The 11063-nt window shown below is 64.0% G+C and carries 8 protein-coding genes; 2 read left to right on the top strand and 6 right to left on the bottom strand.

All coding sequences use genetic code 11. From position 1 onward, the window contains the following. Positions 1-3 precede the first annotated feature (3 nt). A complete protein-coding gene (locus AB0J47_RS25325; protein WP_364350696.1) occupies positions 4-3903 on the top strand; it encodes an SDR family NAD(P)-dependent oxidoreductase in 3900 nt (1299 codons plus the stop codon). Positions 3904-3973: 70 nt separating this feature from the next. Here AB0J47_RS25325 and AB0J47_RS25320 read toward each other — a convergent pair whose 3' ends face one another. Together AB0J47_RS25320 and AB0J47_RS25315 are read right to left on the bottom strand one after the other, a co-directional pair. Further along, positions 3974-4729: an alpha/beta fold hydrolase gene (locus AB0J47_RS25320; RefSeq protein ID WP_364350660.1), complete on the bottom strand. Its 756-nt coding sequence runs from the start codon at positions 4727-4729 to the stop codon at positions 3974-3976. A gap of 268 nt (positions 4730-4997) precedes the next feature. Then, on the bottom strand, positions 4998-6701 hold the full coding sequence (locus AB0J47_RS25315; RefSeq protein ID WP_364350657.1) for an MFS transporter: 1704 nt from the start codon (positions 6699-6701) through the stop codon (positions 4998-5000). A gap of 125 nt (positions 6702-6826) precedes the next feature. Here AB0J47_RS25315 and AB0J47_RS25310 point away from each other — a divergent pair, with 125 nt between their 5' ends. Continuing rightward, positions 6827-7717: a sigma-70 family RNA polymerase sigma factor gene (locus AB0J47_RS25310; protein ID WP_364350654.1), complete on the top strand. Its 891-nt coding sequence runs from the start codon at positions 6827-6829 to the stop codon at positions 7715-7717. A gap of 115 nt (positions 7718-7832) precedes the next feature. Here AB0J47_RS25310 and AB0J47_RS25305 read toward each other — a convergent pair whose 3' ends face one another. Genes AB0J47_RS25305 through AB0J47_RS25290 form a run of 4 tightly spaced genes read right to left on the bottom strand, consistent with a single transcriptional unit; the run spans position 7833 to position 10984 of the window. After that, positions 7833-8348, bottom strand: coding sequence for an AAA family ATPase (locus AB0J47_RS25305; protein WP_364350652.1), 516 nt, complete (start codon positions 8346-8348; stop codon positions 7833-7835). A 33-nt stretch (positions 8349-8381) separates the two neighbouring features. Beyond that, a complete protein-coding gene (locus AB0J47_RS25300) occupies positions 8382-8879 on the bottom strand; it encodes a hypothetical protein (protein ID WP_364350649.1) in 498 nt (165 codons plus the stop codon). Further along, entirely contained in the window at positions 8876-9967 is a 1092-nt protein-coding gene (locus tag AB0J47_RS25295; protein WP_364350646.1) for a MerR family transcriptional regulator, read from the bottom strand. The genes AB0J47_RS25300 and AB0J47_RS25295 overlap by 4 nt, the downstream gene beginning before the upstream one ends. Before the next feature lie 45 nt (positions 9968-10012). Beyond that, positions 10013-10984 (bottom strand): cation diffusion facilitator family transporter, encoded by a 972-nt coding sequence (locus AB0J47_RS25290; protein WP_364350693.1) that lies wholly within the window; start codon positions 10982-10984, stop codon positions 10013-10015. Positions 10985-11063 lie beyond the last annotated feature (79 nt).

Here is an 11063-nt window from a genome sequence, read left to right as displayed (position 1 = left end):
GGTGTGTCGATTGCGGCGGTGAATGGTCCGTCGTCGGTGGTGGTTTCGGGTGTCGAGGATGCGGTCGCTGCTGTTGTCGAGGTGTGTGTTGATCGGGGTTGGCGTACACGTCGGTTGCGTGTTTCGCATGGGTTTCATTCGGTGTTGATGGAGCCGATGTTGGCTGAGTTCGCGACGGTGATCGAGGGTTTGGTGTTCAACCGGCCGAGTATCGCGTTGGTGTCGACGGTGACTGGTGTGCGGGTTGTCGATGAGATGTGTGATGTGTCGTATTGGGTGGGTCAGGTTCGTGAGGCGGTGCGCTTCGCTGATGCGGTTGTCGCGATGGCGGGTATGGGTGTGTCGAGGTTCGCCGAGGTCGGGCCTGATGCGGTGTTGACCCCGATGATCACCCAGATCCTCGACACCGTAACCACAATCGCTTTGACCAGACGCCACAACGCGGACCCATCGACCGTGTTGACCGGCCTCGCCCGGTTGCACGTCGCGGGTTCGACGGTGGATTGGACCAGGTACTACGCTGGTTCCGGAGGCGCGAAGACAGATCTGCCGACGTACAGCTTCCAGCACCGCCGCTTCTGGGTCACGGGTCAACCGCAGACAGGAGAGGCATCCGCGCTCGGCCTACGGTCTACCGAACACCCGATGCTGGGTGCATTGGTGGCGCAGCCGGAGGGCGGGGGCGTCAGACTCACCGGCCGCCTGTCGACGGTCACCCATCCCTGGTTGGCCGATCATGACGTGCTCGGCACGGTGCTGCTGCCTGGCACCGGGTTCGTCGAACTGGCCATGCACGCCGGAGACCAGGTCGACTGTCCAGAACTGGAGGAGCTCACGCTTCGGGCGCCGCTGGTGTTCGAAGGGCATGGCGGAGTACAGATCCAAGTGATAGTCGGTGACAGTGATGAGACCGGTCGCCGGCGGCTCGACATCTACTCGCGTAAGGACCACGACGATCCGGCAGTCTCATGGACACACCATGCGCAAGGCAGTGTGCACCCGGGCAAGGAGACCGACGAGCCACAAGACTGGGCTGACTTTGTTCAGTGGCCACCGTTCGGTGCCACAAAACTGGAGTTGGATGGCGCTTACGATGAACTCGCCGATCACGGGTACAACTACGGGGCCGCTTTTCAAGGGCTGCAAGCCCTTTGGCGCCGCGGCGAGGAACTCTACGCTGAGGTCGCGCTGCCCGAGCAGGTCTCGACTCGAGGCTATGGCCTACATCCGGCCCTGTTCGATGCGGCGCTGCACGCATTGACCGTCGCCGGTTCGCGGAGCGTGGACGAACATGCCGAGCGGCAGACCCTCGTTCCATTCACCTGGTCTTCGGTGCGTTTGCACGCCGAAGGCGCGCGGCGGGTGCGGGTTCGGTCGACCGTGCTGAATCAGGGTGAAGTCACCCTGGCAATGGCCGATTCAAGTGGCGCGCCATTGCTGTCCGCGCGGTCCCTCACGTCGCGCCCGTTGTCCGTCGAACTGCTATCGGCCGCAACCCTGTCCTCGAATGACGCGCTGTACGAGCTCATTTGGCGGCCCGGTCCGGAGCTGCGATCGGTGGCGGGAGTCGCCTGGGCCGAGTGGGGCGCGGCGGAGTCGGCCTCGGTCTTGCTCTTCCGGGCCCCGGTCGAAGGTGTGGACGTGCCGGTCCAGTTGCGCACGGCTCTGCACCGCACGCTCGGTGCCGTCCAGCAGTTCCTCAGCGAAGAACGGTACGCCGCAAGCACTTTGGCTGTGGTCACCGGCGCCACGGGCGACCCGGCTCAGGCGGCGGTGTGGGGTCTGGTGCGTGCGGCGCAGGCGGAGAACCCGGGGCGGATCGTGCTCGTCGAGGCCAGCGAAGCGGCAACGACGGATCATCTTGTAGCCGCGGCGCTGACAGGCGAGCCGGAACTGGCTGTCCATGCGGATGGAACACGGGTGCCGCGGCTCATTCGCGCCGCGTCGCCCGAATCTGAGCGGCGGATACCTTGGGATTCCGAACGGACCGTCCTGATTACCGGTGGTACCGGCGGGGTCGGTCGCCACATCGCCAAGCACTTGGTGAGCGAGCACGGTGTGCGATACCTGCTGTTGGCGGGCAGACGCGGACCGGCAGCCGCCGAGGATCTCATCGCGGAACTCAGTGCTCTCGGTGCCGAGGTTCGCGTATCTGCCTGCGATGTCACAGATCGTGACGCACTGCGTGATCTGCTTGCTTCGATACCCGCGGAGCATCCGTTGGGTGCGATCGTGCACGCGGCGGGCGTTGCCTACAACGGTCTGGTCGATACCTTGACGCCGGAGCAGATCGACCATTCGCTCGGCGCCAAGGCCGATGCCGCATGGTACTTGCACGAGCTCACCCGCGAAGCCGAGCTGTCCGCCTTCGTCATGATCTCGTCGGTGGCAGGTTCGATACTGCCCGCAGGCCAAGGAGGTTATGCGGCGGCCAACGTGTTCCTCGACGCTCTTGCGACGCACCGTCACGCCGAAGGATTGCCGGCCACTTCGCTCGCCTATGGCATGTGGGACATCGCAACCGGACTTTCGCAGTGGCTCGGCGAGGTGGACCGGCAGCGTATGCGTCGCCAAGGTTTCACGCCGCTGACTGCCGATAAAGCACTCGAATTGTTCGATGCCGCATCGACTACCGAGCGTCCGGTGCTTGTACCGGTCGAGATCGACCTAGCTGTACTGCGCGCTCGGGACTCGGTGCCTGCGCTGCTCAGCGACTTGGCCAAGAAGACCGGGCGTCGGCCGAGCAGCAGAACGCAGGACGGGACAGCGCTTCGCAGGCATCTGACGCACCTGTCCGATTCCGAACAGGAGCGGTGGCTTCGGATGCACATACTCGAGAACGCTGCCCGTCTGCTGGGGCATGAGAGCGCCGAGGCTCTCGACCCCGAGCGGGACTTCCTCGAATCGGGGTTCGACTCACTGGCTGCCATGGAGTTGCGAAGTGCCCTCAATGCTTCCACCGGTCTGACGCTGTCGACCGCTGCAATCTTCGATCATAAGACGCCGGCGGCACTGGCCCGATACCTGCAAAAGGAGCTCAACACAGACTCACAGAAGGGCAATAGTCGAGTTGGCGAAGACGACTCGCTGTACGGGATGTTCCGTGGCGCGGTAGAGAACGGCCAGGCTCGTAACGGCTTTGCTCTGCTGAGGGCGGCGGCGGAACTACGTGAGCAGTTCTCTTCGGCCGACGAACTGGACCGATTGCCGGTGCCGTCACGACTGGCTTCGGGTTCTGTTCTGCCCCGCATCATCTGCCTCAATCCGCCACTGGCCACCGGTGGCGCGCATCAGTACGCCCGCATCGCATCGCATCTGCGAACTGCCCGCGACGTCGTGGTCCTGCCGCTGATCGGCTTCGGTGCGGGCGAGCCACTGCCAGCTACGCCGACGACGGCATTGGAAGGAGTGGCGCGCTGTCTGCTCGAGGCAGCGCAGGGAGAGCCGTTCGTACTACTCGGATATTCCTCGGGCGGCCTGCTGGCTTACCTCGTCACGGAGTTCCTGGAAGCCACCGGCCGCCCAGTGCCTGCTGGCCTGGTCATGTTGGACACCTACAGGATCCACGATGACGGCGATTGGCTGCTTCGGGAGATGGCAGAACACATGGTGTCGAACGAAGCTACGTTCGGTCGCTTCGACCAGGCTCGGTTGACGGGTATGAGCCGGTATGTGCAGCTGCTGCGCGAGATGGTGCCCGGCTCCATCGTCACGCCGACCTTGTTCGTCCAGTGTGTCCAGTCATTCCTGGGAAGCTCGTCGGATCGTGTGGACTGGCAGGCTCAACCGTGGGATTCGCAAACCGTTGTGTCGGTGCAGGCGGATCATTTCACGATGCTGGAGGACGGCTCAGTGGATGTTGCGGAAGCGATCGAGGGCTGGCTCGAAAAGGGTATGAGCTAGCAGTAGTAACGACTGGGTGAGCGAATGCTCACCCAGTCGTGGCTCCACCAAAATCCGCGACGACGCTCGTCTAGCTCAACAGCGCTTGTGAGCTGTGCTCGCGGATCAGCTGCGCGACGGGGCGGCGATTCGCATCGAGAAAGAAATGACCGCCTGGAAATGCTTTCGCGAGGAAGCTACCAGAGGTGTGCGAACTCCACGCCTCTACTTCCGTGAAACTTGCATCGGGGTCGCGATCGCCGACAATTGCCACCATGGGGCAGCTGACTGTCGCGTCCGGAGTGCACTCGTAAGTCTCGATAGCTCGGTAGTCGTTTCTGACGGTCGCCAGGATCATTTCTCGGAATTCAGGATCCTCGAGCAACGCCGATGGTGTGCCGCCGACGCTCAGTAATAGTTCACATATTTCTGGATCGCTCATCAGGTGCACTTGTTCGGAGTGCGTCGACGACGGGGCGCGTCGACCGGAGGCGAAGAGGACTCTCGCGGTCGCTCCTAATTCCTGCTCGAGCCGTCGGCAGGCTTCAAAAGCTACGACAGATCCCATGCTGTGGCCGAATATGGAAAAATTCTCGGCACCCTCAACCGTTTCTATCAGTTCAGGAAGTACACCATCGACGAGGTCTGAAATATTATCGATGAGCGGTTCATGTCTTCTGTCCAGTCGTCCGGGATACTGGACAGCAAGAACGTCATATTCTGATCCCATGCACCCGGCCAATGGCCCGAAGGATATGGCGGAGCCACCGGCGTGAGGAAAGCAGATCAATTTATGGGACCCATTCCCCGGGGACGTGGACAGGCGACGTAGCCAGCTATTGCCCATATGGTAGAGAGCCTTTCGTTGGATTCAGCGAGACTGCCTCGAACAGGCGAAATAAATCCGAGCCGTCAACAACGAATATGTGACTCATGGACCAGGGGCATCGGAGCGGAGTGCATTCAACGAACATACCCGCCATGGGTGTATAGGCGGAGGCCGCCCTGGCTATGTGGAATTGGTGGTTTCGGCGCTGGCACTATTGCGGGTGCCCGACCGGATGGCTGGCTTCTTGCGGCCAGAGCCATGCGTTGCGGCGGCTGTCCGCGCCGTCTCAGTGTATGGCATCCGATGCAACCGAATCCCTACCGGGCCAACTTGTTTCGGATGCTGTGGTCAACCGCCGCGGCAGCGCGAACACTCCTGCGGCGACGGCGATCAGAATGCCGATGGCCCAGCACAGCGTTTGTGCGAAGGTGCGAGACATATTGTGCGCGTTGGCTTCTCGCCCGGCTCTGGTGAGTGCTTGCTGTAGTGGATCGGGTTGTCCGGATCGGGGCTGGCAGCTGGACGGCACGGCGGTGGGGTCGGTGGCGGTGGAGCGATCGTGTACGCAGGCGCGGAACTGACCAAGTATCTGGTCTCGAGCGGTGGCGGGGATATCCAGGTTGGTGAGCTGCTGTTGGAGCGTGGGGATGGTGGCAGTGGTGCCGTGGCCGGAGGTGTTGTCGAGTTGGGTGAAGAAGAACACTCCGGCCAGCGCGACACCGAGCGCCATGCCGACCTGCTGAATGGTCGACAACTGTCCGGACGCGGACCCGGCATCATGGCCGGGAACTCCGGAAAGGATCAGGTCGACTGTCGGTGCGACGAAGAGTCCGAACCCGAATCCGCTGATCGCGAGGGGTGCGAACATCCGCACGGAGGTGATGCCGGAGCCGTAGTGCGCGGCCAGATAGAGGTAGAGCCCGAACCCGGCGGCGTTGATCATCGCGCCCGCGAACAGCACCATCCGCCCGTAGCGCGGCACAAAAACCTGCACGCTGGATCCGGCTCCGGCCGCAGCGGCCACCGCGAAAGGTGATGCGCTCAGCCCGGCCCGCAGCGGCGTCCAGCCGAGCCCCGCTTGCAGATATAGCGTCCACACCAGGAAGTAGCCGCCGAGAGCGATCCAGAACAACAGCCACACAGCCATACCTACACTGAATGTGCGCTCCCGGAACAGATTCAGCACCACCAGCGGCGATCCGACGGTCGCGGTCCGGCGTCGCTCGAAGGCGACGAATGCCACAAGGACCAGCGCGGCGGCGGCGATCAGCGCGAAGGTCCAGACCGGCCAGCCGAGGGTGCGTCCCTCGGTCAGTGGGTATGCCAGCAGCAGGACCGCGCCGATCGCGAGGACGGTGCCGATCGGATCCAATCGATCCGCCGTGGCCGAGCGGGACTGCCGCACCAGCACCATCGCCGCGGGAATCGCGAGCATTCCGACAGGCACATTGACCAGGAAGATCGGCCGCCACGCCCAGTCGAAAAGGTTGGCCTGCACCAGGATTCCACCCACGATCAATCCGGCCACCGATGCCGAGCCGAGCACACCGCCCCAGATTCCGAGCACCTTCCCGCGTTCATCGGCGGGGAACGATACGTGCATGATCGCCAGGATCTGCGGGATCATCAGCCCGGCCGTCGCGCCCTGGACTATTCGTGCGGCGATCAGCCACGCCGGGTCCGGGGCGATCCCGCATGCCAGCGATGCGAGCGTGAACAGGGTCAGGCCGACAAGCAGGATAGTTTTGCGGCCGACCAGGTCGCCTAGTCGGCCGCCGGTGATCAGCAACGCCGCGAATCCGAGCAGATAACCCGACACCACCCACTCCAGATCCGCGTAGGGTGCGTTCAGATCGCTTTGGATCGTCGGCAGCGCCACATTCACGATCGTCACATCGAGCAGGTCCATGAACCCGGCCACCAGCAATACCACCAGTGCGAGCCAGCGCCGTCGATCCGGTGTCGGGCGCAGTTCGGATGTCGTGCGCATCAGTTCGCCCTTCTGTCCAAGAGGGGGCCGTGGGCGTGTCATGTCACCGCGGTTTCGTCCGTCATAGATATGACGGAGCACGACCCGTCGACATGACACGCGAATCGGACGGAAGGAGATCGCCGATGTCCGAGGAGACCCAGTGGCTCGCGCAGCGCTTCGAAGACCACCGCGCCCACCTCGGCGCGGTCGCCTACCGCATGCTCGGATCGGCGAGCGAGGCGGACGACGCCGTGCAACAGGCATGGCTGCGACTCGACCGCGCCGACACCGAAAGTGTGCGCAACCTGCGGAACTGGTTGACCGCGGTCGTCGCCCACATCTGCCTGGATATGTTGCGGGCCCGCAAAGCCCGCCGCGAAGACCCGGTCGGCGCGCTACCGACCGAGTTGCCCGCCATCCCCGCGGACAGCGTGGATCCGGAGGAAGAGGCGGTGCTGGCCGACTCGGTCGGGCTCGCATTACTGGTCGTGCTCGACACCCTTACTCCGGCTGAGCGACTGACTTTCGTTTTGCACGACCTGTTCGATCTGCCGTACGCCGAACTCGCGCCCATCCTGGGACGTACGCCAGCCGCTGCCGCACAACTGGCTGCCCGCGCCCGCCGCCGCGTCCGTGGCGCGCCCCTGGCCGAGACCGACCGCATCGCCGATGAATGTGTGGTCGTCGATGCCTTCCTGCGGGCCGCCCGCAGCGGTGACTTCGATGCGCTGATCGCCGTACTCGACCCGGACGTCGAACTGCACGCCGATGCTGTCGCTGCCCCCAGCGGACACCCGATCCGCATGAGTGGCGCTCGCCGCGTCGCCTCCAGCGCCCTGATGTTCTCCAGCCAGGCCCCCTACACCCGTCCCGCCCTCATCAATGGCCACATGGGCCTGGTCGTTGCCCCCGGCGGAAACCTGAACCTCCTTCTGGCCTTCACTATCACCGACCATCGGATAGCCACCATCGAGATCATCGCCGACCCGAACCGTATCGCTGACATGTCTCTCGCCGTTCCTGATGAGACGTAGGTCCGCGGACTCCGGAACAGTTCGTCGGGCTGATGACCTGGCAGGAATTCGATTTCGCTGTCGTGTTCGCGACGGCATGCCCGCCCGAGCGACCGCATTCGGCCTAGGAGATCGGTCATCCGTGGCCGTTGACGAATGCCACGATCTCATCGAGTCCAGGTCGATACCCGTCCGTCGTGTCGACCTCTATCGTCGGCACATCCAGCGATATACGGTCGAACACGCGGTGGACGTCGGATGCAACAGTGCCCGGCCCGGAATGTGCTCGCCGCAAAGGGTTTTCGCGCTGACGTCGATGAATTCGCGCCATCGCGATGCCAGGCTCTACCTCGCAATGCACCACTCGCATCGCGGCGAGACCACGTAGCGGCTCGAGCCCCGGCCGCCACAGGCGATCTTGAAATGCCGCCTCCGCTACCACTGTGACGCCCGCTCGCAACAACAGCTCCAGCACACCGAAGAACGTCGGCAGTGTGCGAAGACTCGACTCGTCGCCGGGTTTTGCCGCGAAATCCGGCCGCCCGTGCACCATGCCTTCCTTTATTTCGTCCCGGCAGATCGCGGGGCACCCCACCTTGGCGGCCAGCGCATGCGCGAGTGTTGTCTTACCGGCGCCCGGTGGTCCGCTCACGACAACGAGGGTGGGCAAGCGACTCATGGGCAGCTACCCGCGTCCATTTGGAGCGGAGACACGTCGAGCGGTAGTTCGCATCCGAATCGCTTCGGCGACTTCATCAATGGCGGTGCGGATCATTGCCCCGTAACCGTCATCGCCGAGCGTATCCACACACCCTCGCGCCGCGTCGATCTCGCACTGCGCCGCAGCGAATGACCCGAGCCGCCGATAGTTGTCCGCCAGATTCAAATGCAGCGACGGGTAGAAGCCCCGCACATCCAGACTCGCATCGTGCCGATGCAACCGTTCATCGGTCAGACTGTCCGCCGCGTCCAGCGCCCGAACATCCCAGCAAAGCGCCTGTGCCGCATCGTCATACAGATCCGCGAGATAGTGCGCCAATGTGCACCGATGCAATGGATCACCCTGCGGACCGAGCGTCGCCCATATCCCGAGCAGCGCCTCCCGCGCAGCGTCCGGCGAGCCTGTTCGCCCGAGCTCGACCGCCTGTGTGATGGCGGCCATGGTTTCACCAGCGGGATTCATGCGCCACACTCCTTCGAATTCGTAATGGCAGTCGGCATGACGAGCGTGGTCAGCTCACCGTCCGTCGCGGAACGAACGATCACCGGTGCGTTGGCCGCAGCGATATCGAGCATGATTTCCGGACCGATCGCACTCGCCAATGCGGGTCGTAATGTCTTGGGGGAGAAGGCAAGTTCGATACCCGGTCCGGTAACCACTGCCGGAATGTGCAGGCGTGCGAGTAACTCGGGATAGCCAGGCGAACCAGGCCTGAGTTGCCCATTGCAGCTCACAACAAGACCGGACCGATCGACGGCGAAGCCAACCGGCGCCGCGCCGCCCGCCTCGAGCGCTGCGAGCAGCGCACTTCGCCCCGCCACCACCCGCGTCCGAACCGTACCCAGCCCCGCCAACATCGCCTGATAGTCCGGAAACGCCGCATCGATGGTCCCGCACCGGCGCTCGGAGCCGCGACCGGTCACAACGAGCCCATCGTCCAGAGCACGCACAGTCACCTCATCCAATTCCCGCAGCCAGGAACCGATTCCACCCAACTCGCCCGCATCGACAACCACCGACCACGCCCCACCCGGCCGCACCGGCACCATTGCCCGCGTCGACAGCCGATACCGATCCGTAGCCGTCAACGTAACCGAATCCGCACGCGACTCCACCAAAACCCCAGACAGCACTGGTATTTCACGATCCAGAGCGGCCGCCGACCGTACCTGTTCGATGGCCGCCGCCAACACCGCGGCGGATACCACCGCGCCCGCCCCGATCTCCTCTTTGATCACCCGCGCAACCGCAGCCGCATCCCGGGCTCGCCGCGCAAGTTCCGCCACATGGTCGTCGAGCAGCCGCCCGGCCCGCGTCCCGTCCCCGTTCAAAATCTCCGAAACAACATCCAATGGCACCCCGATTCCCCGCAGCCGCCGAATCATCACCCCGCGATCGACCTGCGCGTCGCTGTAGTACCGATATCCGGTCACCTCATCCACCCGAACCGGAACCAGCAACCCGCAATCGTCATAAAACCGCAGCGCACTGGCCGTAAGCCCACAGGCCCGCGCCAACCCGCCAATCGTGATCAACCCATCGCCCGCCACCCGCTCATCATGGAGTCTCGGGTAGGTCGAAGGTCAAACGGGCGATCAGGACCGGTGCACCGGCCCGTGCGCATCGGCGCAGTGCGCATCGTCGGCGGAGACCTCCAGATCCGACGAGTGGTCCACTTGCAAAGTCGTATGCTCCAACCTGAATTCGTCGTGCAGCACGGTCTCGATCATCGAACGAATCGCATGACAGTCGGCAGCGTCGTCGACGAGGACATGCGCCGACAGCGACGCCTGTCCAGAGGTGATCTGCCAGACGTGCAGGTCGTGGACCTCGGTTACCTGCCGGACCGCCACGATGCGCGCTCCGATGGCGTCGGGATCGAGATGAGCGGGCGCGGCCTCCAGGAAGATCCGCCCCGACTCCCGCACCAAAGACCAGCCCGCCTTGATCATCAATGCCGCGACGACCAGCGCCGCGATCGCATCTGCGCGGGCGAACCCGGCCAGCCACACCACCGCGCCCGCGATAGCGGTTCCGATGAAGGCGTAGAGGTCGTTGAGGATGTGCTGGAACGCGCCCTCGACATTCAGGCTGGTCCGGTTGGCCCGGCTGATGCTCCACGCGGCGGCGATATTCACCACGATCCCGACCAGCGCCGTGATCAACACGAGCGGCCCTTCGACATCCGGCGGATTGATCAGCCGATTGATGCCCTCATACACGAACCACGCCGCAAGCAGCAGCAACGTGATCCCATTCGCCTGCGCCGAAAGGATCTCGACCCGCTTGAACCCGTAGGTGTATCGCCCATGGGCCGGACGTCGAGCCAACCGGATCGCGATCATCGCGAGCACGATCGAGGCGGCATCGGTGAGCATGTGCGCGGCGTCGGAGATCAGCGCGAGCGATTGCGCCAGCAGGCCGACCACCACCTCCGCCACCATGAACGCGACGATCAAGCCGAGCGCGATGGCCAGCCAGCGCGGATTCGAATCCGCCGAGACGCCGTGGTCGTGGCTGTGGCCGTGTTTGTCCGAATGGCCGGAGTGTGCGTGGTCATGATCCATGTGCTCAGCCTCGCCGACCACCGCTGCCGACCGCTTCGGCGACACGCACTGCTCGCCCATAGTCGAACGCTCCTTCCGC

The organism is Nocardia sp. NPDC049737, assembly GCF_040674755.1.
GTDB lineage: Bacteria > Actinomycetota > Actinomycetes > Mycobacteriales > Mycobacteriaceae > Nocardia.
Note: the sequence above shows the minus strand (reverse complement) of the source record. Positions and strands in the feature narration are given on the sequence as shown.

What these genes read in the sequence shown, in the direction of transcription:
- AB0J47_RS25310 (WP_364350654.1), top strand. Translation starts at nt 6,827, where the DNA reads ATGTCCGAGGAGACCCAGTGGCTCGCGCAGCGCTTCGAAGACCACCGC.
- AB0J47_RS25320 (WP_364350660.1), bottom strand. Translation starts at nt 4,729, where the DNA reads ATGGGCAATAGCTGGCTACGTCGCCTGTCCACGTCCCCGGGGAATGGG.
- AB0J47_RS25315 (WP_364350657.1), bottom strand. Translation starts at nt 6,701, where the DNA reads ATGCGCACGACATCCGAACTGCGCCCGACACCGGATCGACGGCGCTGG.
- AB0J47_RS25290 (WP_364350693.1), bottom strand. Translation starts at nt 10,984, where the DNA reads ATGGATCATGACCACGCACACTCCGGCCATTCGGACAAACACGGCCAC.
- AB0J47_RS25300 (WP_364350649.1), bottom strand. Translation starts at nt 8,879, where the DNA reads ATGAATCCCGCTGGTGAAACCATGGCCGCCATCACACAGGCGGTCGAG.